The 25,832-nt window shown below is 61.1% G+C and carries 23 protein-coding genes and 1 riboswitch; of the genes, 7 read left to right on the forward strand and 16 right to left on the reverse strand.

The window, feature by feature from the left end; all coding sequences use genetic code 11:
- Positions 1-4 precede the first annotated feature (4 nt).
- The 8 genes from ACA053_RS06595 to ACA053_RS06630 all read right to left on the reverse strand — a co-directional run bounded on the left by ACA053_RS06595 (position 5) and on the right by ACA053_RS06630 (position 11,496).
- Positions 5-1,492: a sensor domain-containing diguanylate cyclase gene (locus ACA053_RS06595; RefSeq protein WP_497316179.1), complete on the reverse strand. Its 1,488-nt coding sequence runs from the start codon at positions 1,490-1,492 to the stop codon at positions 5-7.
- 191 nt (positions 1,493-1,683) lie between these two features.
- Positions 1,684-3,456 carry an allophanate hydrolase gene (atzF, locus tag ACA053_RS06600; protein ID WP_497394782.1) on the reverse strand — a complete coding sequence of 591 codons (1,773 nt, stop codon included), beginning with the start codon at positions 3,454-3,456 and terminating at the stop codon, positions 1,684-1,686.
- Positions 3,457-3,481: 25 nt separating this feature from the next.
- Complete coding sequence (uca, locus tag ACA053_RS06605; protein WP_497394783.1) at positions 3,482-7,111, reverse strand: urea carboxylase; 3,630 nt, start codon at positions 7,109-7,111, stop codon at positions 3,482-3,484.
- Between the two features lie 310 nt (positions 7,112-7,421).
- A complete protein-coding gene (locus ACA053_RS06610) occupies positions 7,422-8,063 on the reverse strand; it encodes an urea amidolyase associated protein UAAP2 (RefSeq protein ID WP_497316185.1) in 642 nt (213 codons plus the stop codon).
- Between the two features lie 11 nt (positions 8,064-8,074).
- A complete protein-coding gene (locus ACA053_RS06615) occupies positions 8,075-8,800 on the reverse strand; it encodes an urea amidolyase associated protein UAAP1 (protein WP_008036212.1) in 726 nt (241 codons plus the stop codon).
- A 12-nt stretch (positions 8,801-8,812) separates the two neighbouring features.
- A complete protein-coding gene (locus ACA053_RS06620; protein ID WP_497394784.1) occupies positions 8,813-9,601 on the reverse strand; it encodes an ABC transporter ATP-binding protein in 789 nt (262 codons plus the stop codon).
- The gene (locus ACA053_RS06625; RefSeq protein WP_497297815.1) at positions 9,598-10,413 is read right to left on the reverse strand and encodes an ABC transporter permease; all 816 of its coding nucleotides are present in this window, start codon (positions 10,411-10,413) and stop codon (positions 9,598-9,600) included. Before ACA053_RS06625 ends, ACA053_RS06620 begins: the two co-directional genes overlap by 4 nt.
- 15 nt (positions 10,414-10,428) lie before the next feature.
- Positions 10,429-11,496, reverse strand: a complete 1,068-nt coding sequence (locus ACA053_RS06630) for a putative urea ABC transporter substrate-binding protein (protein WP_497316189.1) — start codon at positions 11,494-11,496, stop codon at positions 10,429-10,431.
- A gap of 62 nt (positions 11,497-11,558) precedes the next feature.
- Positions 11,559-11,659, reverse strand: a riboswitch (guanidine-I (ykkC/yxkD leader).
- Positions 11,660-11,935: 276 nt separating this feature from the next.
- Here ACA053_RS06630 and ACA053_RS06635 point away from each other — a divergent pair.
- Together ACA053_RS06635 and ACA053_RS06640 are read left to right on the forward strand one after the other, a co-directional pair.
- A complete protein-coding gene (locus tag ACA053_RS06635; RefSeq protein WP_109628384.1) occupies positions 11,936-12,178 on the forward strand; it encodes a hypothetical protein in 243 nt (80 codons plus the stop codon).
- A 167-nt stretch (positions 12,179-12,345) separates the two neighbouring features.
- On the forward strand, positions 12,346-12,789 hold the full coding sequence (locus tag ACA053_RS06640; protein WP_497394785.1) for a hypothetical protein: 444 nt from the start codon (positions 12,346-12,348) through the stop codon (positions 12,787-12,789).
- Positions 12,790-12,906: 117 nt separating this feature from the next.
- Here ACA053_RS06640 and dspII read toward each other — a convergent pair whose 3' ends face one another.
- Complete coding sequence (dspII, locus tag ACA053_RS06645) at positions 12,907-14,019, reverse strand: enoyl-CoA hydratase/isomerase DspII (RefSeq protein WP_497394786.1); 1,113 nt, start codon at positions 14,017-14,019, stop codon at positions 12,907-12,909.
- A 132-nt stretch (positions 14,020-14,151) separates the two neighbouring features.
- Here dspII and ung point away from each other — a divergent pair, with 132 nt between their 5' ends.
- Positions 14,152-14,844, forward strand: a complete 693-nt coding sequence (gene ung / locus ACA053_RS06650) for a uracil-DNA glycosylase (protein ID WP_218495106.1) — start codon at positions 14,152-14,154, stop codon at positions 14,842-14,844.
- A 27-nt stretch (positions 14,845-14,871) separates the two neighbouring features.
- Here the strand turns inward: ung and ACA053_RS06655 are convergent, their stop codons facing one another.
- From ACA053_RS06655 to ACA053_RS06670, 4 genes are read right to left on the reverse strand one after another with little or no spacing between them, the layout of a single operon-like run.
- Entirely contained in the window at positions 14,872-15,912 is a 1,041-nt protein-coding gene (locus ACA053_RS06655; protein WP_497316196.1) for an AbrB family transcriptional regulator, read from the reverse strand.
- A complete protein-coding gene (locus ACA053_RS06660; protein WP_497316198.1) occupies positions 15,905-17,419 on the reverse strand; it encodes a tripartite tricarboxylate transporter permease in 1,515 nt (504 codons plus the stop codon). Before ACA053_RS06660 ends, ACA053_RS06655 begins: the two co-directional genes overlap by 8 nt.
- A 1-nt stretch (position 17,420) precedes the next feature.
- Positions 17,421-17,879, reverse strand: coding sequence for a tripartite tricarboxylate transporter TctB family protein (locus tag ACA053_RS06665; RefSeq protein ID WP_497394787.1), 459 nt, complete (start codon positions 17,877-17,879; stop codon positions 17,421-17,423).
- Positions 17,880-17,939: 60 nt separating this feature from the next.
- On the reverse strand, positions 17,940-18,917 hold the full coding sequence (locus tag ACA053_RS06670; RefSeq protein WP_109628390.1) for a Bug family tripartite tricarboxylate transporter substrate binding protein: 978 nt from the start codon (positions 18,915-18,917) through the stop codon (positions 17,940-17,942).
- A 391-nt stretch (positions 18,918-19,308) separates the two neighbouring features.
- Here ACA053_RS06670 and ACA053_RS06675 point away from each other — a divergent pair, with 391 nt between their 5' ends.
- A complete protein-coding gene (locus ACA053_RS06675; protein WP_038358340.1) occupies positions 19,309-19,980 on the forward strand; it encodes a response regulator in 672 nt (223 codons plus the stop codon).
- Positions 19,973-21,361, forward strand: a complete 1,389-nt coding sequence (locus tag ACA053_RS06680) for a sensor histidine kinase (RefSeq protein WP_497316202.1) — start codon at positions 19,973-19,975, stop codon at positions 21,359-21,361. Before ACA053_RS06675 ends, ACA053_RS06680 begins: the two co-directional genes overlap by 8 nt.
- 75 nt (positions 21,362-21,436) lie before the next feature.
- Here ACA053_RS06680 and ACA053_RS06685 read toward each other — a convergent pair whose 3' ends face one another.
- Positions 21,437-22,258, reverse strand: a complete 822-nt coding sequence (locus ACA053_RS06685; protein ID WP_497316204.1) for an HDOD domain-containing protein — start codon at positions 22,256-22,258, stop codon at positions 21,437-21,439.
- A 35-nt stretch (positions 22,259-22,293) separates the two neighbouring features.
- Positions 22,294-23,235, reverse strand: a complete 942-nt coding sequence (ygfZ, locus tag ACA053_RS06690) for a CAF17-like 4Fe-4S cluster assembly/insertion protein YgfZ (protein ID WP_497394788.1) — start codon at positions 23,233-23,235, stop codon at positions 22,294-22,296.
- Positions 23,236-23,384: 149 nt separating this feature from the next.
- On the opposite strand from ygfZ, the gene ACA053_RS06695 reads away from it, so the two are divergent.
- Positions 23,385-23,639, forward strand: a complete 255-nt coding sequence (locus ACA053_RS06695) for an FAD assembly factor SdhE (RefSeq protein ID WP_007944081.1) — start codon at positions 23,385-23,387, stop codon at positions 23,637-23,639.
- Positions 23,623-24,075, forward strand: coding sequence for a protein YgfX (locus tag ACA053_RS06700; protein ID WP_497394789.1), 453 nt, complete (start codon positions 23,623-23,625; stop codon positions 24,073-24,075). The genes ACA053_RS06695 and ACA053_RS06700 overlap by 17 nt, the downstream gene beginning before the upstream one ends.
- Here ACA053_RS06700 and nadB read toward each other — a convergent pair.
- Positions 24,044-25,660 carry an L-aspartate oxidase gene (gene nadB / locus ACA053_RS06705; RefSeq protein ID WP_109628395.1) on the reverse strand — a complete coding sequence of 539 codons (1,617 nt, stop codon included), beginning with the start codon at positions 25,658-25,660 and terminating at the stop codon, positions 24,044-24,046. The genes ACA053_RS06700 and nadB overlap by 32 nt on opposite strands.
- Positions 25,661-25,832 lie beyond the last annotated feature (172 nt).

The following is a 25,832-nucleotide window of genomic DNA, read 5'->3' on the forward strand; positions in this document are numbered from 1 at the left end:
AGGATTATTCATAACTGGAGTGGGGCATTTCCACGCAGGTTCGGTTACGGCCGGCCTGTTTGGCGCGGTACATCGCATGATCGGCCCGAGACAGCAGGGTGTGCAAGGTTTCATCGACCTGCAAGGTGGTAAGGCCGATGCTGACTGTCAGCTGCAGTTCCTTGCCGTCGTAGGCATAGCGCTGTTGCTCGACATGTTGACGAATTTTCTCGGCGATCATCAGACCGGTCTCACCGTCGGTGTCCTTGAGCAGCACGATGAACTCTTCACCACCCCAGCGGCAAACGATGTCGGAGTGCCGCAGGCAACTCTGCAGATCCCGCGCGAAGCCGATCAGCACCTGATCGCCGGCCAAGTGACCGTAGGTGTCGTTCAAGACCTTGAAGTGGTCCAGATCCAGCAATAACGCGGTCAGCGGCTTGGGCTCGCGCTGGGCTTCGAGCATGGCTTGCGCCGCCAGCAGGTCGAAGCCCCGGCGGTTCGGCAGTTCGGTCAGGCTATCAAGCGTCGCTTGCGCCTGGATCTTGCCCTGGTAACGCTTGATCACCCGGTTGAGCAGAACCAGCACGATCAGCGTGACGAACAGGCAAATCAGCAGATTGAGGTACAGCGACTGGCGGATTTCACTGAGAGCGCCGTCTTCGCGCTTGTCGACGAACAGGTACCAGTTCAGCTCCGGAATGAAACGCACGTTGAGGAAATGTCCCTGGCCATGGACGGAATATTCGTAGCTGCCGCTGTGGGGTTTTGGCAGCTGGCTGACCAGGCCTTTCATGCTGTCGAGTTCGCCGAGTTTCTGGCCGATGTGTGCGCCTTGCGGGCCGCCCTCGGCGCCGGTGAGCACCAGGCGGCCGAAGTTGTCGACGAAATACACGCTGCGCTGGTAGCGCTGCTGATATTTGTCGATCAGCTTGATCACCGCATCGACTGTCAGACCCACGCCCGCGGCGCCGATGAAGCGGTTGTTGTAGTCGTAGACCTTGTAGTTGATGAAGAAGGTCAGGTTGTCCTTGTTGGCCAGGTCCGGGTCGACGTTGATCTCGTAGGGATCGGCCATGTCGCGGACGCGGAAATACCAGGCATCGCGGGGTTCAGTGGACTTGACCTGTTTGAGCACGCCCTTGGCGTGGTAGTAAGTGAGGCTGGTGTTGGAGACGAAAAATGCCGTGTAGGCGCCGTAGTGGGTCATGACCTCGTTGAGGTAACGGGTCATTTTCTCGGGATCTTGCTCGCCGTTTACCACCCAGTCACGCATGAACGTGTCGCGGGACATCATCGAGGAAATCAGGATCGGTCTGACAAGGTCTTTCTGGATTTCCGAGTAGACCGTGTCCGATGTCAGCGGCAGTTCGGTGTTGACGATGCTGTCGCGGATGGACGCTCGCGAGGCGTAGTAACTGAGGAACGAAGTCGCCAGAAAGCCTGCGCCCAGCAACGCGATGAGCGTGAGGACCAACGAACGTTGCGAATACAGCGGCGAGTGAAGCGGCATGACGATTCCGTTGGCAGTGACCCGATGGCAGGCATTCTAATGGCACTGCTGGGAAATGACTCCTGCATTTGCAGGGTGAATCGGTAAGGATTAGGGGCTGTGGCGCATGGACCGACGCCTTTTCGGGCACGCCCGCTCCCACAGGGATAACGCGGCCCTTGTGGGAGCGGGCTTGCCCGCGAATCGAGAAATCACTGCAGATCTGTCAGATATGCACGCCATCCCCCGAAATGGCTGATATTGACCGCCCCCTCCAACCCATACCCCTCACAAATAAACCCACTTTCCCAACACCCGTCCGCCAGTTGCACCTTGCCCAACCCCAGCGGCGCCGGTATGCCGGTCAGAAACGAGCCCAACTCGCTGCTCGGCAACTCCCACACCTCCACCGCAATCGCCACGCCGCCATCCTTCACCCGCACCATCCCCGGACGAAACGGCGGGCCACCGGCCAACGCATACAGCTGATAGTCCGGCGAACTGAACGTCGTCTCGATCAACCGAGCCCCGCGTTTCTTCAGTTGCCAGTTCAATGCCAACCCATCCAGATGCGCGCCGCACACCACCAGTCGTGCGCGATCATTACGGGCGACAGTCGTCGGTGCAGGCTCAGCCGAACGGCGCTGCAAAGCATCCGCCACACCCAACAAATACTGATCGGTAAACGCCCGACCAAACACCGTCACGCCCCACGGCAAACCATTGCCCATAAATCCGCTCGGCACCGCGACGGCCGCGTAATCCAGCAGGTTCATGAAGTTGGTGTAGTAACCCAGTTCTGAATTGCGCAACACCGGTTCGGCGTCCAGTTCCGCCAACGTAACGGGGCGGCCGATAGTGGGCGTAACGACACAATCAAGGTTTTCCAGCGCCTGGTCGCACAGCGCCTTCAGGGCTTGCAGCCGATACTGGGCACGGAACGCCTGCACGCCCGTCACCGCCGGTGCCTTGGCCAGCACCGTGCGAATCACCGGCAACACGGCTTCGGGATTCTGCTCCATCAACTCGCCGGCCACGCTGTAGCGTTCCGCCACCCACGGGCCTTCATAGAGCAACCGCGCCGCTTCGAGGAACGGCGTCAGATCCAGTTCCACCGCTTCACCCCCCAAGGCCTTGAGTCGATCGATGGCATCACCGAACAACAAAGGCCCTTCAGGGCAGCCGAAGAATTCCAGATCCTGCGCACGCGGCACACCGAAACGGAACGGCCGCGGCGTGCCGAACGCCGAGCCATCATTCCACAGCGGGTTGCGGCGGCTGTATTCATCTCGCGGATCGAGGTGTGCGGTGAGCGCCAGCAATTGACTGGCTTCCCGAGCCGTCGCGGTAAACGTTGTCACGCAATCCAATGTGCGACAGGCCGGCACCACACCCGCCGTGGAGATCAATCCTTTGGTGGCTTTCAACCCAACCAGATTGTTCAGCGCCGCGGGTACACGTCCCGATCCCGCCGTATCCGTACCCAACGAAAAACTCGCCACACCCAGCGCCACCGCCAGCGAAGATCCGGCACTGGACCCGCCCGACGGATACTCCGGCAATACGCTGTTCGGGCACGCGCCATACGGCGAGCGGCTGCCATTCAACCCGGTAGCGAACTGATCAAGATTGGTCTTGCCCAAAGGGATCGCGCCCAGCGCCAGCAACTGCTCGACGATGGTCGCCGACCGCTGCGGCACATAAGCAAACGCTGGACACGCCGCCGTGGTGGGAATGCCCGCCAGGTCGATATTGTCCTTGATCGCGAACGGCACGCCGTACAGTGGCAGGCTGTCGAGGTCGCGACCGTCGAGCGCGGCGAGGTACGGCTCCAGTTCTTCAACACTGAGCAAGTGGATGAACAGGTGATAGTCCGGGTTCAGCGCCGCGGCTTTGTCACGCAGGCCCAGCAGCAATTGACGGGGCGTGATGTTGCCGAGGCGATAGGCGCTGCGCAGGGCGTCGAGTTGCAGATTGATGTTCATCGGGTTAATCCTTTTTCAAATGGGTTCAGTCGAGTTCCAGCACCACGACGCGCTGTCCGGCACGCACCGCCGAACCCGGTTGCACGCGAATCTCGCGCACCACGCCGGCCATGGGTGCGAGCAGCGGAATTTCCATCTTCATCGACTCCAGAATCACCAGCACATCCCCGGCGGCGACGCGGCTGCCGGTCTCGACCTGAACCTGCCAGAGGTTGCCGGCGATGTGGCTGTCGACGCTCATTTCACCGCTGGCGAGCGGTGCGTCTTCGGTCACTTCCGGATCCGGTTCTTCGCTGTCGAAATGTGCCTGGCCGCTGGCGATCCAGCGTTCGCGTTCAGCGTTGAACGCACCTTGCTGCTGATCGCGAAACGCGGCGATGGTCTCGGCTTCTTTTGTCAGAAAGGCCTGGTAATCCGCGAGGTTCAGTTGACTGTGCTCGATGTTCAGATCGAAACGCCCGAGCGGGAAATCGCGGCGGATGCGCAACAGTTCATCGGCGCTCACGGGGTAGAAACGGATCTGGTCGAAAAAGCGCAGCAGCCACGGTTTGCCGTCGAACGCGGCGACTTCGCGGTAGCGGTTCCACATCTGCAACGTGCGTCCGACAAACTGATAACCGCCGGGACCTTCCATGCCGTACACGCACATATAGGCGCCACCGATGCCCACCGAGTTTTCCGCGGTCCAGGTGCGGGCCGGGTTGTACTTGGTGGTGACCAGGCGATGGCGCGGATCGAGCGGGGTGGCGACCGGTGCGCCGAGGTAAACGTCACCGAGGCCCATTACCAGATAGCTGGCGTCGAACACCGTGCGCTGCACTTCGTCGAGGTTCGGCAGGTCGTTGATGCGGCGGATGAACTCCAGATTGCTCGGGCACCACGGTGCGTCCTTGCGCACGGTGGTCATGTATTTCTCGATCGCCAACTGGCAGGCCGGATCGTCCCAGGACAGCGGTAAATGCACGATGCGCGATGGCACTTGCAGGTCTTTGGCGGCGCACACGGCGTCCCATTCGCCGGCGATGATGCCGAGCAGATCGGCCAAGGGAAGTTGCTCGGGTTGGTAGTGCACTTGCAGCGAGCGGATGCCCGGGGTGAGGTCGATCACACCGTGGAGGTGTTTGCTTTCCAGGGCTTGCATCAGGGCGTGGGCGCGAAAGCGCAGGACGAGGTCAAGTTCAGGTGCGCCGATTTCCAGCAGCAGGTGAGTGTCCCCCGACAACCTCGCAACCAGACGCGTATCGTCCTGACCCAAATCCAACACCACCGGCGACACCAGACCCTGTGGGAGCTGGCCTGCCAGCGATGAAGCTGATGCGGTGTCTGCTCGGTCCCCATCGCTGGCAAGCCAGCTCCCACAAGGGGTATTCCATTTCAAGGCGAGATTTCGGGCGGTTTTGATGTCGACCGGTGAGAACTGGACTTTGTCCCCAGCCTTCAGCTGCCCAAGCTGCCAAAGATCCGCCTCAATCACCGTCACCGGGCAAACAAACCCGCCCAGACTCGGACCATCCGGCCCCAGAATCACCGGCATGTCCCCGGTAAAATCCACCGCCCCAATGGCATATGGATTGTCATGAATATTCGACGGATGCAGCCCTGCCTCACCCCCATCGGCCCGCACCCATTCCGGCTTCGGCCCGATCAATCGCACGCCGGTACGGCTGGAGTTGAAATGCACTTCCCACTGGGTCGCGAAGAAAGTGCCGATGTAATTCTCGGTGAAGTATTCCGGTGCGCCATGCGGCCCGTAGATCACCCGGATCTGCCGCACAGCAGACAACTCGGTGACGCGGTCCAGTTGCTGACCGACGCTGCGGTCGATCAATGCAGGCACATGCAACACATCACCCGCCCGCAACGCACGACCGCCATGCCCACCAAACTGACCCAGCGTGAACGTGCTTTTGCTGCCCAGGTAATCCGGCACTTGCAAGCCGCCGCGCAGGCTCAGATAGCTGCGAGCACCGGCCCCGGCAATCGTGCCGAGGCATAATGTGGCGCCGGCCGGAATCAGCAGCGCCGTGTTCATCGCGACGGTTTCACCGTTCAATGCCAGTGGAATGACCGCCCCGGTGACCGCGACCACCGCATCGCAATTGAAGCGCAGCAACGGTCCGCTCATGGTGATTTCCAGCGCCGCCGCGCCTTCGTCATTCCCCAGCAAAAGATTGGCCAGACGCAAAGCGCGACTGTCCATCGGCCCCGACGGCGGCACGCCCACCGCCCAGTAACCGAGACGGCCGGGATAGTCCTGAACGCTGGTCTGAGTACCGGCGCTGAGCACTTCAAAGGTGTTGGCCTGATACACCAGACCTTCCAGGCAACGGGTCCACGGCTGACCGCTGGCGAACGGCGCATCGAGCAGAATTTGCCGCAGGTAATCGCGATTGGTTTCCACGCCGTAGAGCAGACTGTCGCCCAACGCCTGATGCAGATCGGCAGCGGCCTCTTCACGGGTCGGCGCCCAGCAGATGACCTTGGCGATCATCGGATCGAAGTATGGCGGAATCTCGCAACCGGCCTCGACCCAGCTGTCGATGCGCAGGTGTTGGCCATCGGCGGCAGGGAAGTTCACGGCGGTCAGCAAGCCTGGGCTCGGCTGGAAATCACGACCCGGGTCTTCGGCATACAGCCGTGCCTGAATCGCATGGCCGTCGGCTTTCAAGTCTCGGCTCAAGTCGCTCAATGGCGGCAAATCACCGGCTGCCAGTTCCACCATCCAGCGCACCAGGTCGACGCCCCACACTTGCTCGGTGACGCCGTGTTCCACCTGCAAACGGGTGTTCACTTCCAGGAAGTAGAACCGTTGGTCTTCGCTGTCGAAGACAAATTCCACAGTGCCGGCGCTGCGGTATTTCACCGCTTTCGCCAGTTTGATTGCCGCCGCGCAGAGTTCTTCGGCCATGCCGTTGGGCAGGTTCGGCGCGGGTGTTTCTTCGAGGACTTTCTGATTGCGCCGCTGTACGGAGCAGTCGCGCACGCCGAGGGCAATCACTTCGCCGCGACCGTCGCCGAACACCTGAACTTCCAGGTGGCGGGCGCGCTGGATGTACTTCTCGATGAACACACCGGCGTCGCTGAAGTTGTTCTGGCCGAGGCGTTTCACCGCTTCGAAGGATTCGCTCAATTCCGCCGCACTGCGGCATACGCGCATGCCGATGCCGCCACCGCCAGCGGTACTTTTGAGCATCACCGGGTAGCCGACCTGATCGCCCGCAATCAGCGCCGCGTCGAGGCTGTCGAGCAGTTCGGTGCCTTCGAGCATCGGCACGCCATGTTGCTTGGCCAGGGCGCGCGCGGTGTGCTTGAGGCCGAACACGCGCAGTTGCTCTGGCGTGGGGCCGATGAAGGCGATGTCGGCGGCTTCGCAGGCCTCGGCGAACGCGGCGTTTTCCGAAAGGAAGCCGTAGCCGGGATGGATCGCCGTGGCGCCGGTGGCTTTGGCGATGGCGAGGATTTTCTCGACCGCCAGGTAGGTGCCAGCGGCCGCGCCTTCACCGAGGCTGTGGGCTTCATCGGCTTGCAGGATGTGCAGGCTCGCGGCATCCGCTTCGGAGTAAACGGCAACGCCCTTGACCTGCACTTCACGCAGAGTGCGCAGGATGCGGCAGGCGATGGCGCCACGGTTGGCAATCAGGACTTTTTCGAACATGGCATAGACCCCGGAGGGGATGCGGGCCGTCCCGCAGTTTTTCGATGAGCGCCGGGGTCGTCCCCGACGGCAAAATCACAACTCTTCAGAACACCACTGAACCTGTGGGAGCGGGCTGTGGCGAGGGGATTTATCCCCGTTGGGCTGCGCAGCAGTCCCGTTTTTTAGGGGCGCTTCGCGCCCCAACGGGGATAAATCCCCTCGCCACAGCTCGCTCCCACATTTGGATTGGGGTGTTTTTACTTTTTGAGGCACTGCCCGGAACGTGCCTGGCACAGGGCGAACAACCATTTACGCAACCGCGCTAATTTCAGTTCCATACCAAAAGCTCCGCAGGGGTCGGGTTGTAGGCATTGCACGGGTTGTTCAGTTGCGGGCAGTTGGAGATCAGCACGATCACGTCCATCTCGGCCCGCAGGTCGACGTACTTGCCAGGTGCCGAAATGCCGTCTTCAAAGGTCAGCCCGCCATCGGCGGTGACCGGCACGTTCATGAAGAAGTTGATGTTCGGCCCGATGTCACCCTTGCCCAGTCGCCCGTCGTGGACGCACGCCCGCAGGTAGTTGTCGCGGCAGCTGTGCATGTAGCGTTTCTCCAACGCGTAACGCACGGTGTTGCTCTCTTGCGCGCAGGCGCCGCCGAGGGTGTCGTGACGCCCGCAAGTGTCGGCGACGATGGTCAGCATCGGTTTGCCGAGGTTGGAGTACAGCACGCTGCCGGTGCTCAGGTAGACGCTGTTCTGCCGGCGCAACGTACGCTGCACGTCGTAACGCTCCTTGGGATTGGCGACGCTGTAGAACAAGGTATCGACGGCCTGATTGCCTTCCAGGTCGAGGATGCGCAACGTCTGGCCAGCCTTGACCTCCATCAGCCACGGTTCGCCGGCCGGGATGGTGGCGCGGTAGATCGCGGTTTCAGGAGACTGTTGTGCGGTAGCGATTGCAAGTGACATGGCAGCGATCCTCAGGCGAACAGGCGGTCGGTGTTGATGAAGCCGCGCTCGTTTTCCGGGCGCGAGGTGCGGCAGTGTTCGGCGACGCTGGCGTCGGCGTTCATCCAGCTCAACTTCAAGGGCTTGGGGGCGTATTCAGGTGATGGGTCCATCGGGTGTTGCAACGCAGTGAGGACCACCAGCGTGTCCATCGGCGCGTACAACTCGATGTAGTCGCCAGCCTTCGAGTTGCCTTCGACGAAGTGGAAACGCCCGGCCTCATCGACGTTCACGCGGCTGAAAAGGTTGAGCGTCATCAGCAAGTCGGACAGGCCCAAACCCCACTTGCCCAGTTCCACCAACAGGTTGTCGGTGCCGTTGCGGAAGAAGCCGTTGCGCAGCTCCTGATAACGACCGGCGCCGTATTTTTCCGCGACTTCTTCAGCGCAGAGCACGCCGCCGAGGCTGTCGCTCCAACCGCAGGTGTCGGCGGTGATCGCCGCCAGCACGCGGCCCATGTCCGAGTACAGGCAGTGGCCAGTGGTGAGCTTGGCGGTGTGTTGGCATTTGAGGCTGTCGGGGAGGTTCAGGCGCTCGGTTTTTTCATTGGCATTGAGCAAAGTCAGGCTGACGTTGGCGCCGCCGCGCAGGTCGGTCAGACGCAGCAATTGGCCGCGTTTCAAGACGAACGAACGATGGCCGCCGCCGGGGAGCATTTCTTCGGCGAAGGGCGGGAACAGTTGAGTCGAATCAGTCATTTCAAAATTCCTCTAAGCGATACGAAGCGTGCCCGCCAGTTCAGCCGGCAAGGCGTCGACGGCGGCGCGATTGACGCGGCGGTCGCTGTTCAAAGGGATGTCGTAGGTGATGCGCGCGCCATAGGCGCCGGGGGCGTGCGGGTCGACGCGGACCTTGTCGAACACCAGCAAACGGGTGCCGAGACTGAACCCTTCGGACAGGTCATGGGTGACCATGAACACCGTCAGTTGCGTCTCGCGCCACAGCTCCAGCAGCAAGGCGTGCATGTCTTTGCGGATGCCCGGATCGAGCGCGCCGAACGGTTCATCGAGCAGCAACACCCGGGGTTTCATGATCAGCGCCTGGGCGATGGCCAGCCGTTGTTGCATGCCGCCGGAGAGCTGCGCCGGGTACTTGTTCAGCGAGTGGCCGAGGCCGACTTTGTGCAATAACACCGAGGCTTGTTCGCGGGCGTCTTTTTTAGCGCTGCCGAACAAGCGCCCGAGCAGCGGCGAACGCGGCAGTTCGAGGCCGAGGGCGACGTTGTCCAGCACGGTCAGGTGCGGGAACACCGAGTAACGCTGGAACACCACGCCACGGCTCGAATCAGGCTCACCGGCCAGCGTCTGGCCATCCAGCAGAATCTCGCCGCGACTGGCGCGCTCCTGACCGAGTAGCAGTCGAAGGAAGGTGGATTTGCCACAACCCGATGCGCCGACCAGGGTGCAGAACTCACCCTCGTTGACGTTCAGGTTCAAACCTTCGAGCACCACCTGATCGGCGTATTGCTGCCAGACGTTTTTTACCGTGATGAAGCTCATGCGCGGGCTCCTTCATACCAGGGGAACGCACGCTGAGTCAGGCGCTTCAGGCCCCAATCCATCAGCCAGGCGAGGAGGGTGATCCACACCACGTACGGCAGAATCACGTCCATCGCCAGGTAACGGCGCACCAGGAAAATCCGGTAGCCGAGGCCGTCGGTAGAGGCGATGGCTTCGGCAGCGATCAGGAACAACCACGCCGAACCCAGCATCAACCGCAGCGAGATCAGCAGCCGTGGTAACAATTGCGGTAGCACCACGCGCAACATCAGCGTCCAGGTTGACGCGCCGAGGGTCTGGGCCTTGATCAGCAACTCGACCGGAATTTCCCGGGCACGCTGTTCCAGATCACGAGCGAGGCACGGGGTGATGCCGATCACGATCAGCATCACTTTCGACAATTCCCCCAGCCCGAAGACGATGAACAGAATTGGCAGAATCGCCAGTGGCGGCACCATCGACAGTACGGTCAGCAACGGTGACAACGGCGCGCCAAACAGCGGCAACGTCCCGGCGGCGATGCCCAGGCACAGCCCGGCCAACGCGCTGATACCGAGGCCGATGGCCAGGCGTCGCAGACTGGACGCGGTGTCTTGCCACAACAGGTATTCACCGGTGCGCGTGTCGGCAGTGAAGGCCAGGCGTTTTACCGCGTCGGTCATCTGCACGGCACTAGGCAGCAGCTTGTCGTTGGGGTTATCCATCAGCCGCTCGGCCGAGCCCATGAAGTAGGCGAACAGCACCAGGGCGAACGGCAGGATCACCAACAGCAGGCGACTCGGGCGATCCGGGTGGCGATTGATCAGGCGCATGGCCAGTCCTCCGGTTTACAGCTTGGCGTCAGCGGCCATCTGCACGTAGGTCGGGTCGAAGCGCAGCTTGAGGTTGGTCTTGTCGCCGCTGGTCACGCCATTGGCGAAGGCCATGCCGACCGCGCTGGTGTCCTTGGCGCCTTCACCGAGCAAGCCGTGCTGGAACGAAAACTCGGCGACTTTGCGCATGGTTTCCGGCAGCTGCTTGCTGGTGGAGAAGTCCAGGGCTTCCTTGGGCGTAGCGAACAATTTGGTGGTGTCGAGTTGCGCCTGGAAACCGGCCAGGTCGGTGCCCGAAGCTTTGGCCATGTGTTCCAGCGCAGTTTTGCTGGCGGCGTTTTTCGCGTTCATCAACGCGACCACTTCGAACCAGGCGCCGGTCAGCGCTTTGCCCAGGGCCGGGTTGTCTTTGAGGGTGGCGCTGTTGACCACCATCATGTCCATGATTTCGCCGGGGATCTGGCTGGAGTTGAAGACTTCGGTCACCCCGGGCTTGGCCTTGATGTCCGAAAGCATCGGGTTCCAGGTGGTGACGGCGTTGACCTGATCGGTGTTAAAGGCGGCCGAGATATCGGCGTCAGAGGTGTTCACCACTTTGAGGTCTTTCTCGGTGAGATCGACTGAATCCAGCGCCCGCGCCAGCAGGTAGTGCGAGACCGACAGCTCGACCAGATTGACGTCCATGCCCTTGAGGTCGGTGACTTTCTTGCCGTCGCCCTTGAGCACGACACCGTCGTTGCCGTTGGAGAAGTCGCTGACGATCAGCGCGGTGCTGTCGACGCCGCCTGCCGCCGGGATGGTCAGCGCGTCCATGTTGGTCATGGTGCAACCGTCGAACTGGCCGGCCGTGTACTGGTTGATGGATTCGACGTAATCGTTGAGCTGCACGACATCGATCTTGATGCCGTACTTCTTCGCCCATTTGTCGACGATGCCTTGGCTGCCGGCGTATTCCCACGGCATCCAGCCGGCGTAAATGGTCCAGCAGACGCTGAAGTGGTCTTTCTGGGCGGCCTGGGACGAGACGCTCACGAGGGCCGCGAAAGCAGCGGCGAGGAGGGCGGGTAAACGAAGCTTGAGCATGGGTGGTTCTCCAGTTGATCAAGGGCGGGCAGGAGTCAACGCGGCACCGCGAACGGTGGCTTGTCTCCCGGGCTTTTGTCCCGCCGTGTAACCTCAACTGGAGGTCGCCAACTCTCGGACCAGCCACTCGCCTTAGCGAGCCGGAACCCTAGTCAGCCATTGCAAATTGTGGTGCCGCGAACCTGTGATGACTCCTGCACGGGTTTGCTAAAGCGAGAGCCGTGCCAAGTTGGCTTGAGGGCTCTAGCGTGGGGAGTTACGCGAGTAGTCCGTTGGGGCAGGGAGGTCGGGCTGCCTTGTGATGGTGCGCGGGTGCACCGCAATGGATCGGACTGGCCGCTGATCCGAAGGTCCGCGCTGCTCGGCACTCGGCGCAATGTTGCCAGTCAAAAGGGGTGTCAGCCGGCCTGTTCCGGTTGTGGTCTTTCAGGAGGCCGCCATGTTTCGTCGACTGTTGTTCGGTGTCGTTCTCGGTCTGGGCTTGTCCGGCTGCTATTACTACGCCGGAGGCTACGATGTTTATTCCGCGCCCTATTACTACCCCGGCTATTCCCCTTATTCCTACTATTACGGTCCCCGCTATTACTACGGCCCACGCTTTTACGGCGGCTATCGCTACTTCTATTGGGGCGGGCACGGATCACGTCATCACGGGGGTGGATATCGTCATGGCCACCATTAATCGGCGGGTGAATAGATGAAAAACCTTTCATCGGCGACTTGTTTCAATCTGTTTCAAGAACGCACCAGATTTCGAAATCGATGTCTGATCTTTCGACAGTCACCGAATAATTGACTGTCGCCTGCCAGCGTCGCTGGTGTGGCTCACTCGCGGTCCAGGAGGCCGCCATGCTCTGTCGAAAACAGCTCCGCCGAATTCTTCTGATTGCAGTAGTGGGATTGTCTCTTGGTGCGTGCGTACCCTATTCCGATGGAGGAGGCAGCTACTACAGTTCCGAGGTCTATACCTCGCCAGCGCCCGCCTATTATTCCGGTGGCGGCCCTTATTATTCAGGTGGCGGCGGTTACTACACGCCGCCACGCCGGTACTACGCGCCACCGGCACGGTATTACCAACCAACACCGCGCTATTACCATCAGCCGCGGGTTTATCAACCGGCACCGCGTTATTACCAGTCGCAACGGGGCGACTACCGGGCCCATGGTTGGGACGGGCGGAACCGCGGCGGTTGGAGCAACGACAACCGTGGCCATGGCGGGCGCAACAATCACGGTGGGAGAGGCGACCATAATGGTCGCGGCGATCACGATGGCCGAGGTGGTCGCCGGTAATATGAGCTAAACGCAATACCTGTGTGGGAGCGGGCTTGCTCGCGAAGGCGGTGTGTCAGACGGCAATAATGCTGATTGACACTCCCTCTTCGCGAGCAAGCCCGCTCCCACATTCGTTTAGTATTCCGACAAATCAGCCAGCGGATGCCGGCCTTCCCAGACCTTGTGGAAGTGCGCTTCCACCACCGCATCCGGCACTGTGTTGACGTCCTGCCAGTGCCAATGAGGTTTCTGATCCTTGTCGATCAACCGCGCCCGCACCCCCTCGCTGAACTCAGGATGACGGCAGCAGTTGAGGCTTATCGTGTATTCCATTTGAAAGACCTCTGCCAGCGACATGTGCCGGGCGCGGGCGATCTGTTCCCACACCAGATGCGCAGTCAGGGGCGAGCCCTCGGTCATGGTCTTCGCCGCGCGGCTGAACAGCAGATCCGTATGGTCACGCAGATGGCTGATGGCTTTCCAGGCGCAGCGCACATCGGCAACGTCCAGCAGTTCATCGATTTGCTGGCGTCGCGGCAGCCACTGCGCTTCGGGCATTTGCGCGACGGCTTCCTGCTGCAAGGCCTTGAGCAGACTGTTGAGCTGCATCGGCGTCTGTTCCTGCCAGTTCAATTGCAGCAAGCCTTCGATCAGCTCTTCTTGCTGTTCATCGAGCAGAAAACGGTCGGCCAGGTCCAGGTCGATCGCATCGCGACCGTTCATGTGTGCGCCGGTCAGTCCAAGAAACAACCCAAGCTTGCCGGGCAGCCGTGAGAGAAACCAACTGGCGCCGACATCGGGATAAAGACCGATACTGATCTCCGGCATCGCCAGACGGCTGCTCGGCGTGACAATTCGGATGCTCGCGCCTTGCAGCAGCCCCATGCCACCACCGAGCACATAACCATGGCCCCAGCAGATCAGCGGTTTGGGGAAGGTGTGCAGATTGAAGTCCAGGCGATATTCCGCCGCAAAGAAGTGCGCGGCCAAGGGTGGCACTTCCCCCGGGTGAGCGCGACAGGCTTCCACCAGGCTGCGCACTTCGCCGCCAGCGCAAAAGGCCTTGGCGCCATTGCCGCGCAACAAAACACAGACGATTTGCGGATCCTTGGCCCAGGCGTCCATCTGATCGCGCAGGGCGTTGATCATGGGCAGGGAAAGCGCGTTGAGCGACTTTTCGGCATCCAGGCTGGCGATGCCGATGCGCGCGCCGTCGATGCCGGTGAGTTCTTCGAAGTGCAGATTCATCGTGACCTCGATAGGGAATTTGAGCGTTCAGTATGATCGCTGTACAGGAAAGTGCCGGATCTGCGTCAGATCAATTGACAAGCGCGATGGGCTTTCCTAGGGTTCGCCCCATTGTTTTTGCCGGATGTAACCATGACTGCTGACGACCGTATCAAACTCGAACCGGGCTGGAAGGAGGCGCTACGTGCCGAATTCGACCAGCCCTACATGGCAGAGTTGCGTAATTTCCTGCAACAGGAGCGCGCGGCGGGCAAGGAGATCTATCCTCCTGGACCGATGATTTTCAACGCACTTAACTCCACGCCGCTGGACAAGGTCAAGGTCGTCATACTCGGCCAGGACCCGTATCACGGCCCGGGACAGGCTCATGGGTTGTGCTTCTCAGTGCAACCGGGTGTACCGGCGCCGCCGTCGCTAGTGAACATCTATAAAGAGTTGAAGCGCGACCTGAACATCGACATCCCCAGTCATGGCTACCTGCAGAGCTGGGCTGAGCAGGGCGTATTGATGCTCAATACCACGATGACGGTGGAGCGGGCCAATGCCAATGCGCACAAGGACAAGGGCTGGCAGTTTTTCACGGATCGGATCATTGAAGTGGTCAGCCAGCAGCAACCGCATCTTGTGTTCATGCTGTGGGGCGCCCATGCCCAGAGCAAGCAGAAACTGATCGATGCCACCAAACACCTGGTGCTGACCTCGGTGCATCCGTCACCGTTGTCCGCCTATCGCGGATTTCTGGGTTGCGGGCATTTCAGCCGGACCAACAAGTTTCTTGAGCAGAATGGCGAGACGCCGATCGAGTGGCGGTTGCCGCCAGTCTAAAAAAGCTTCGCGGTCTAATGTTGCGAGTCAGGGTTGTTCCGGCTCGCGATTCCAATACCTGAACAACGGCTCCGCCAGAAACAACACAAACAACAACCGCATCACCTGCATCGCCGTCACCAGCGGCACCGATAACTGCAGGGTCTCCGCCGTCAGGCTCATCTCCGCAATGCCGCCGGGCATCATGCCCAACGTCAGCGAACGCAAATCCAGATGCGTCAGCGCACTCAATCCCAGTGCCGCCGCCGTGGCGATCAACATGGTCAGCACCGTGCCGATCAAGGTCCGCCCCATAAAGGAAGGCGCCCGACGGAAAAACTGCCGATTGAAGTGACAGCCCAAGCCGCTGCCGATCAGCCATTGGCCGATCTGGCTGCCGCCATTGGGCAAGCCGATGTGCAAATCCCAACCAATGCTTACCGCCGCACTCACCAGCAACGGCCCGAACAGCCACGGATTGGGTTGACGAAGACGTTCCCAGAGCCAGGCTGCCAGCGCACCTGCCGGGAATAGAAGGGCCAGCCACCACCAATTCACGGTACTTGGGTGCAAGACTGGTGCGCCGTAACCCAACAAGTATTTGAAGGCTGCTGGCACGCACAGCACCACCACCAGCACCCGCAAACTTTGCCCCGCCGCCACGCGACTGAGCACCGCGCCATTACGTGCGCCGAGGTTGACCATCTCCCCGGAGCCGCCGGGCATACTGGAAAAGAACGCGGTGGCGCGATCCTCCCCGGTGCGCCGCATCAACCAGACCCCGACCACGGCGGACAGGCTGGTGATCAACGCACCGAAGAAGATCAAGCCGAAGTGACTCAACACCTGCTCCATCACCACCGGGGTGAAGTGCAGGCCGATACCGATGCCGACCACCCACTGGCCGCACTTGCGGCCGCCAGGGATTTCCGCCAATTGCCAGGGTGTCAGGCAGCGCACCAGGATGATCGCCAGCAACGAGCCGACCATCCACGGCAGCGGCCAGCCGACCAGACTGGCGAGGTAACCGCCCAGCGCGCCGACCAGCGGCGTACCCCACCAGGCGTTGAAGGGTGTTCGATCAGACATCAGCGATAACGCGCCGCGCAACCGAACGTTTGCGCCAAATCCGCAGCAGCGGCATCAGCAACATGATGGCTGTCAGCACCCAGCAACCGAAGGTGATCGGGCTCGACCAGAGGATTTCCAGCGCACCGTTGGAGATCGACAGCGCACGACGCAGGTTCTGTTCCATCAATCCACCGAGGATGAAGCCCAGCAGCACGGGTGACAACGGGAAGTCCAGCTTGCGCAGGATGTAACCGAAGATGCCAATGCCGATCATCAGGAACAGGTCGAAGGTGGTGGCGTGCACCGCGTAGACGCCGATCCCGGTAATGATCGCGATCACCGGCACCAGCGCCCAGTTCGGCACGGCGAGGATGCGGGTGAAGATGCGGATCATCGGGATGTTGAGGATCACCAGCATGACGTTGGCGACGAACAGCGAGGCGATCAGGCCCCAGACGATGTCCGGTTGTTGCTGGAACAACAGCGGGCCGGGGGTGATGTTGTACAGCGACAGCGCGCCGATCATCACCGCTGTGGTCCCCGAACCTGGAACGCCGAGGGTCAGCATGGGCACCAGCGCGCCGCAGGCTGCACCGCCGATGGCGGTTTCCGGTGCAGCGAGGCCGCGCATGTCACCTTGGCCGAACGTGCCTTTGTCGCCGGCGATGCGTTTTTCGGTCATGTAGGCCACGGCGCTGGCGAGGGTGGCGCCGGCGCCCGGCAACACGCCCATGATGAAGCCCAACAAGCCGCAACGGATGTTCACCACGAACACCGCCGACGCTTCCTTGAAGTTGAACATCATCCGGCCGGTGGCTTTCACCGCTTCCTGGCCACGATGGGTTTTTTCCAGCAGCAAGAGAATTTCACTGATCGAGAACAGGCCCAACACCAGAACGACGAACTGAATGCCGTCAGTCAAATGGATGTTGTCTCCGGTAAAACGGTACACGCCGCTGTTGGCGTCGATGCCAACGGTCGACAGAAAAAGACCGATCAGCGCGGCAATGAACGTCTTCAACGGACGATCGCCGGCCATGCCGCCAAGGCAGACAATCGCGAACACCATCAACACGAAATATTCTGCCGGACCGAAGGCAATCGCCCATTTCGCCAGCAATGGCGCGAACAGCACCATGCCGCAGGTGGCGATGAACGCACCGATGAACGAACTCCACGCCGACAACGACAGCGCCACACCGGCCAGGCCTTTGCGGGCCATCGGGTAGCCGTCGAGAGTCGTCATGACAGTGGAGGCTTCGCCCGGGATGTTCAGCAGGATCGAGCTGATCCGCCCGCCGTATTCGCAACCCAGATATACCGCCGCCAACAGGATCAGGGCCGACTCCGGCGGCAGGCCCAGGGCGAACGCGATCGGGATCAACAACGCCACGCCATTGATCGGGCCCAGGCCGGGCAGCAGGCCGACAACGGTACCGATCAGGGTGCCGCAGAGCGCGGTCACCAGGTTATACGGGCTCAGTGCGACGCCGAAGCCCTGACCCAAATAGCCAAGAGTATCCATATCAGTTCTCCAGAACGCCGAGTATGCCCAAGGGCAGTGGCACGTCCATCAACTTGTCGAACAGCAGGTAAAGACCGATGGCCATCAGGCTGATGATCACCGCGCTCGGTAGCCAGCGACCGCCATACAGGCGAGCCATGGGGACGCCGATCAGAATGCTGGCGACGATGAAACCAAGGGGTTCGAAGGTGCCGGCGAACACCAGCAACAACACTACACAGATGCCGATCTTGATCAGCGTTTCACGGTCCAGTTTCGGGTCGTCGTCGCTGTGGATGATCGGCGTCGGCCGAAACACCATGTACAGCAAGCCGAGCCCCATCAAACCGAGCATCAGTAGCGGAAACGCGCGAGGGCCCACCGGTTCGTAGGAAAAAGCCGCCTGATACGGCCAGGCCATCAGTGCCAGGCCGACACAGGCCAGCAACAGCACCGAAGCAAAAATGCGTTGTAAGAGCATGGGGAACTCCTGGGCCGCAGCCCCCAACAGTCAGGGGCCGCAGCCGCTAGAAAGAGGCGATCACTGGATCAGGCCGAACTCTTTGGCCAGCACTTTGTAGTCGGCAACCTGCTTTTTCACGTAGGTGTCCAGCTCCGGGCCGGTCATGGCGAACGGGAAGAGCTCGCGTTGATCGCGCAGCTTGGCGAAGTCTTCGGACGCCAGCAGTTTGTCGAAGGCCTCTTTCCACCAGGCGTAGTCTTCGTCGCTGACCTTTGGCCCGAGGTAGAAACCACGAACCACCGGCCAGACGATGTCGTAGCCTTGCTCTTTGGCGGTCGGGATGTCTTTCATTTCCGGCTCGTCCAGGCGCTTCTCGGAGAACACGGCCAGTAGGCGCATGTCACCACTCTGGATGTGCGGCATGGAGTCGGAGATGTCGGTGCTGCCGACCTGGATGTGGCCGCCGAGCAGGGCGGTGGCGATTTCACCGCCGCCTTCAAGGGCGACGTAACGCAGGTCGCGCGGGTTGATACCGGCGGCCTTGGCGATCAGCGCGGTTTGCATCCAGTCCTGGCTGCCGACGGTGCCGCCGGAGCCGATCACCACTTTGCTTGGATCTTTCTTCAGTGCTTGCACGAGATCGTCGAGGGACTTGTAGGGCGAATCGCTTTTCACTGCGATGGCGCCATAGCTGGTGCCGACGGCGGCCAGCCAGCGAACGTTGGTTTCATCGAAACGACCGAACTTGCCTTGGGCCAGGTTCAGCAGCGAACCGCTGGACCACGCCACCAGCGTACCGGCATCCGCCGGACGTTGAGCGACCACCGCGTTGTACGCCACCGCGCCGACACCGCCGGGCATGTAGGTCACGCGCATCGGTTTGGTCAGCAGTTTTTCGTTCACCAGCGCGCTTTGCGCCAGTTTGCAGGTCAGGTCGAAACCGCCACCCGGTGAGGCCGGGGCGATGCATTCAGGGCGTTTTGGCTCGGCCATCAGTTGGCCGGCGAACAGCATGCAGCTGGCGGCGAGGGCGAAACGGCGCAGTGATCGATTCATTGTTGTCTCCACGGGAGTTTTTGTTTTTGGGGATGTTTCAGGTGCGGCGGTTTCGCGCCATGCAGCCGGTATCGGCGCTGACAAGCGTGAACGATGGGGATTGAAAAAACGGGCGGGGCGGGTATACCTGAAGCTGTCTGGCCAGCATGGTGCAGTACCTCGTTATTGTTCTTATTGGCGAAAACGCATCAAGGCGTTTTTCGGGAGCTACATTTCAAAGCACGATCGGCTGGTCCGCAGTCGAAACCATCCGTGGGCCGACTCTAACGGGCCAACCTTTCACTAACCTTTCAATTGGCTTTCACAGTTTTCAGGCTTCACAGCAGCGGATGCGGCTGTAAACTCCGCGCCAAAGAATGGCGTCGACCATCCCTGAATGAGGTAAAGATCCATGCGTGTTCTGCTCGTCGAAGACCATCTGCAGCTCGCCGAAAGCGTCGCCCAGGCGCTCAAGAGCACCGGGCTGACCGTGGATGTGCTGCACGACGGCGTGGCGGCCGACCTGGCCTTGAGCAGCGAGGAGTACGCGGTGGCGATCCTTGATGTCGGCCTGCCGCGCATGGATGGATTCGAAGTGCTGGCGCGCCTGCGAGCCCGGGGCAAGAACCTGCCGGTGCTGATGCTGACCGCCCGCAGCGACGTCAAGGACCGGGTTCACGGGCTCAACCTCGGCGCCGACGATTACTTGGCCAAGCCGTTCGAACTGACCGAACTCGAAGCCCGGGTCAAAGCCTTGTTGCGGCGCAGTGTGCTGGGCGGTGAGCGTCAGCAGCGCTGTGGCGTGCTGGCCTATGACCTGGACACTCGGCGCTTCACCCTCGGTGAAGAATTGCTGACCCTGACCTCCCGCGAACAGGCGGTCCTCGAAGCGTTGATCGCCCGGCCGGGTCGGGTGATGAGCAAAGAGCAGCTGGCTTCTCAGGTGTTTGGCCTGGATGAAGAAGCCAGCCCGGATGCCATCGAAATCTACGTCCACCGCCTGCGCAAGAAACTCGACGGCCAACCGGTCGCCATCGTGACCTTCCGCGGTCTCGGCTATTTGCTGGAAAGCCGCGATGCATAAGCCCAGCAGCCTGCGCTGGCGGTTGCTGTGGAACCTCGCGCTGTTGTTGGTGGTGTTAATGCTGGCCAGTGGTTTGAGCGCGTACTGGAATGGTCGCGAAGCTGCTGACACGGCGTATGACCGGACTCTGCTGGCGTCGGCGAGGACCATCGCCGCCGGCGTATCCCAGCGCGATGGCAGTCTCAGTGCCGATGTGCCTTACGTGGCCCTCGATACGTTTGCATACGACAGCGCCGGGCGGATTTTCTACCTGGTCAACGACATCAATCAGAAGCTGATTTCCGGTTACGAAAACCTGCCGCCACCGCCCCCGGGAACGCCGCGTACCGATGACTATCCGGCACTGGCGAGCTTCTATAACGCTCAATACCGTGGGCAGAACGTACGCGTGGTGAGCCTGCTCAAACCCGTGAGCGAACCGAACATGAACGGCATGGCGGAAATCCGCGTGGCGGAGACCGACGAAGCGCGGGTCGCGATGGCCCGCAGTCTGGCAGCGGACACGTTGCTGCGTTTGGGCATGCTGGCGGTCGGTGCGTTGTTGATGGTGTGGTTTGCGGTCAGCGCGGCGTTGCGTCCGCTGGAGCGCTTGCGCACGGCGGTGGAGGAGCGTCAGTCGGATGATTTGCGGCCATTGCCACTGGTGGAAGTGCAGCATGAATTGTGGCCGCTGGTGCGCGCACTCAATCACTTTACCGAGCGTCTGCGTGGGCAGTTCGAGCGACAGGCGCAGTTCATCGCCGATGCTGCCCATGAACTGCGTACGCCGTTGGCGGCGCTCAAGGCGCGACTGGAACTGGGCTTGCGTTCAAACGAGCCGCAAACCTGGCGCAGCACCCTGGAAACCGCTGCCCAAGGCACCGACCGTCTGACTCACCTGGCCAATCAATTGCTTTCGCTGGCGCGAGTAGAAAACGGGGCTCGGGCGATTGCCGAGGGCGGCGCGCAGTTGTTGGACCTGAGTCAGTTGGCGCGCGAACTGGGCATGGCCATGGCGCCGTTGGCCCATGCGCGCGGCGTAGCCTTGGCGCTGGAAGCGGACGAGCCGGTGTGGCTGCGCGGCGAGCCGACGCTGTTGAACGAATTGCTGAGCAATCTGGTGGACAACGCCCTCGCTCACACGCCGCCGGGCGGCAATGTGATTTTGCGAGTCACGGCGCCGGCGGTGCTGGAGGTCGAGGACGACGGACCGGGGATTCCCATCGATGAGCGGGATCGGGTGTTCGAGCGCTTTTACCGGCGTAATCAGCAGGTCGCTGGCTCGGGGTTGGGGTTGGCGATTGTCGGTGAGATCTGTCGCGCGCACCTGGCGCAGATCAGCCTGCACGATGGTGAGTCGGCGGGGTTGAAGGTGCGGGTGAGTTTTATTGCGGGGGAGTGAATATTTTACCTGCGGCGAGGGGGCTTGCTGTGGCGAGGGAGCAAGCTCCCTCGCCACAGTCGCTTGTGTTCATGATCAATAAAACATCGATCGTGATTCTTCCAGATCGCGGCACATCGCCTCGCTCTCCGGATCGATCCCCAATTTCTTGAAGGCCGGTACGTTAAACACATCAAAGCGGGCGAGCGGATGGTCGGTGTCCTTGTGGCAATACAGGCTGGCCACCTGAACCAGATCGACATAATCGACCCGCTCCGACTGGCGTTCGAAATCCAGGTACAGCCCCGGCAACTGCACCAGCATTTCCGGGAATTCCCAGACCCTGAGCAGCTTGTCACCAATCAAGGGATGAATGCGGTCGATGACATGGTTGAGGCTGACCGGGTCGGACAGCAGTTCGTAGTGGTCTTCGGCATAGGTCAGAATCGGCAGCACGCCAATCTGATGAACCAGTCCGCCGAGGGCGGCCTGATCAGGCTTGAGTTGCGTGTAACTGCGGCACAGCGCATAGCTGACGCCAGCGATTTCCAGGCTTTTACGCCAGACCTCGCGCATTTTCTGTGCCACCACCTCAGAGCGGGCATGGAAAATCTGTTCCATCACCAGACCGATCGCCAGGTTACTGCTGTAGTTGACGCCCAGCCGCGTGATCGCCGTGTGCAGGTCAGTCACTTCCTGAGTCGCGCGCAGCAACGGGCTATTGACCACTTTGATCAAGCGCGCCGACAGCGCCGTATCACGGCCGATCACTTTGCTCAGGGTGCTGACACTGACTTCCGGATCTTCAGCGGCCTTGCGAATCTGCAGGGCCACTTCCGGTAACGTTGGCAGAACCAGGTCATCGTTATCGATGGCCTCAACCAAATCCTGTTGGACCTTATCCGCCAGCTCGCTCATTTCTTTTCTCTAGGGTGTTGCAACAAGTGCTGCGGTTAACGCTGGATTTCGCGATCGCGATCCAGTTGATAAGGCAGGTCTAGCAGGTGCAGGGCCGGCCCTTCGAGAGCGCCCAGATGAATGTCGCCACCTTCTGCTGCTTCGGCTTGCAGTACGGCCAGGAGTTCAATGTTTTGCCCGGCGTTGGCGGCCAGCACCACTTCGCCGATCGAACTGCCGTGGGACGGGGAGAACAGTGGCGTGCCGGGCTCGGGCAAATCGCTGGCATCCAGGCTCAGGCGATACAAGCGGCGCTTGAGTTTGCCCAGGTACTGCATGCGCGCGACGATTTCCTGGCCGGTGTAGCAACCCTTTTTGAAACTTACGCCGCCGACGGCTTGCAGGTTGAGCATCTGCGGGATGAACAACTCGCGGGTGCTCGGCATGACCTGGCCGATCCCAGCGCGGATCTGGCCCAGCAGCCATTGATTCAGAGTGCCTTCGGCCAGCATAACGGACAGCTTGCCCTTGGTGGCATCTGCCTGATCGGCAGCGACCCACAGTTCGGCGCGATCCGGCGAGACGCGAATGGCAATCAGACCTTCATGGCGCGCGACGCTGTCGGTGTCTGCCGGCAACTCAAGTCCCAGGCTACTCAGTGCGACATCGCCATGATCGAGGCCGAAGCGGACCCAGGCGGCGCTTTCATCGGTCAGTTTGGACTTGGAGAACACGGCATACTTTTTCAGGTCCGCCAACTGCGGTTCGAGCAGTTCGGTGGCCATCGCCAGCAGAACGCCGTCGCCTTCCAGCGCGATGCGGAAACTCGACTGCATCCGGCCTTTCTGCGTGCAGCGGGCGCCGAGGCTGGCCTGGGTGTCGCTCAGGTAATTGAGGTTGCAGGTCAATTGGCCTTGCAGGAATTTGCTGGCGTCCGCGCCGCGGACTGCAAGAACGCCTTCATGGGACAGGGTGCAGAAAAAAGCAGAATCGGCCATGGGTCATCGCAGGGTAAAGAGTCTGGGGGACATCATAAGGGGGCGCTCTCGAAATGGGTAGTTCACAAAGGATCGATGGCGCCCGACCAAAGCCGAGTGTTCGACCGGGCTCGGGGCTGTATACTTGCCGCCTATTTGAGGAGCGCTCCATGGTCGAAGATGTTGAACTGAATCGCCTCTACTGGCACAGCCGCCGCGGCATGCTCGAGCTTGACGTATTGCTGGTGCCGTTCGTGAAAGAGGTCTACCCGCACCTCAACGACGTCGACCGCGATTGCTACCGCAAGTTGCTCGAATGCGAAGATCAGGACATGTTCGGCTGGTTCATGGAACGCGCCGAATCGGAAGATCCGGAGCTTCAGCGCATGGTCCGCATGATCCTGGATCGTGTCCAGCCCAAGTAATGCGTTCGAATGCCGCTGGCATGCCTCGCGGCAGTTGCTGGCGGCGTATCTTGTGGCCCAGCTGTTCGCGCTGGGTTCGTTGTTTCTTCTCTCGATTCCAGTCTGGGCGCTTTTGCTCGGCATTACGCTGTGCGTGGTTCACGGCGTTTGGCTGCTGCCGCGACAGATTTTGCTGACGCATCCACGGGCATACCGCGGCTTGCGTCGCGATGCCGATGGCTGGCAGTTGTGGAATCAGGCCTCAGGTTGGCAACCCGTGCAGCTGCGGCCGGACAGCCTGGCGTTGCCGTTGGTCGTGGTGCTGCGTTTTCGACTGCCAGGAGAGCGACGGGTCAGATCGATCTGCGTTCCCCGGGATTCGCAGGCGGCGGATGTGCACCGACGCCTGCGCGTGAGGCTCACATTCAGTCGGCGTAGGTGGGCGGCACCAGAATAGTGTCCAGCGCGACCGGCAGCATGTCCGGATAGTCGAGGGTGTAATGCAGGCCACGACTTTCCTTGCGCTCCATGGCGGACTGGATCATCAGCTCCGCCACCTGGGCCAGGTTGCGCAGCTCGATCAAGTCCCGACTGACTTTATAGTTGCTGTAGAACTCGTCGATTTCGTCCAGCAACAGCCGCACGCGGTGCTGCGCGCGTTGCAAGCGCTTGTTGGTGCGCACGATGCCAACGTAGTCCCACATGAACCGCCGCAGTTCATCCCAGTTGTGCGCAATGATCACGTCTTCATCGGAATCGGTGACCTGGCTGGCATCCCAGACGGGCAGGGCGATCGGAATCGAAACCTGCGGCAACTGTTCAAGAATGTCCGCCGCCGCCGAACGGGCGTAGACGAAACACTCCAGCAGCGAGTTGCTGGCCATGCGGTTGGCGCCGTGCAGGCCGGTGAAACTGGTTTCGCCAATGGCATACAGCCCCGGCACGTCGGTGCGACCATTCTGATCGACCATCACCCCGCCGCAGGTGTAGTGCGCCGCCGGAACCACGGGAATCGGTTGCTTGGTGATGTCGATGGAAAACTCGAGGCAGCGTTCATACACCGTCGGGAAGTGGGTCTTGATGAACGCTTCGGGCTTGTGGCTGATGTCCAGATAGACACAGTCGACACCCAGGCGCTTCATCTCATGGTCGATGGCACGGGCGACGATGTCCCGGGGCGCGAGTTCGGCACGCGGGTCGAAGCGCTGCATGAAGCGTTCGCCGTTGGGCAGCTTCAGGTGCGCACCTTCGCCACGCAAGGCTTCGGTGATCAGGAAACTCTTGGCTTGCGGGTGATAAAGACAGGTCGGGTGGAACTGGTTGAATTCCAGATTCGCCACCCGGCAGCCCGAACGCCACGCCATGGCGATGCCGTCACCGCAGGCTCCATCGGGGTTGCTGGTATAGAGGTAGACCTTGGCCGCGCCACCGGAGGCGAGGATCACGAATCGTGCACCGTAGGTGTCGACTTCGCCAGTGCCGCGATTCAGCACGTAAGCGCCGAGGCAGCGATCGCCTTCGAGGCCCAGGCGTTTTTCGGTGATCAGATCGATGGCGACCCGCTGCTCAAGCAGCTCGATATTGGGTCTCAGTCTGGCCTGGGCGAGCAAAGTTCTGAAGATCGCTGCGCCCGTGGCATCGGCGGCATGAATGATGCGTCGATGGCTGTGACCGCCTTCGCGGGTCAGATGAAACTCGAATCCACCGTCTTCGGTGCCGGATTGTTCATCGCGGGTAAACGGTACGCCTTGGTCGATCAGCCACTGGATGGCTTCTTTACTGTGCTCGACGGTAAAGCGCACGGCGTCTTCGTGGCAGAGTCCACCGCCGGCATTGAGGGTGTCATCGACGTGGGATTCGACAGTATCGGTATCATCCAGAACGGCAGCGACGCCGCCCTGGGCCCAAAACGTCGAGCCGTTGGCGAGGTCGCCTTTGCTCAGTACGGCGATGCGCAAATGACTGGGCAAGGTCAGCGCAAGGCTCAAACCGGCAGCGCCGCTGCCAATGACCAGAACATCGTGTTGAAACTGTTGGCTCATTTCAGGATTCCGCTCAAAGCGACCCGGGTCGGGGTTGGCGCAAGACTCCTGGAACGGCGAGTCAAGGCAGCCACACAGCCCACTAGTATATAGAGGGGGGGAGCGGCACAATACCCGAGCGCATATGGCATTGTGAAACTACTGTGACGGAAAATACCCGACGCTTCGTCGG

This window comes from Pseudomonas sp. LBUM1672, from assembly GCF_059695655.1.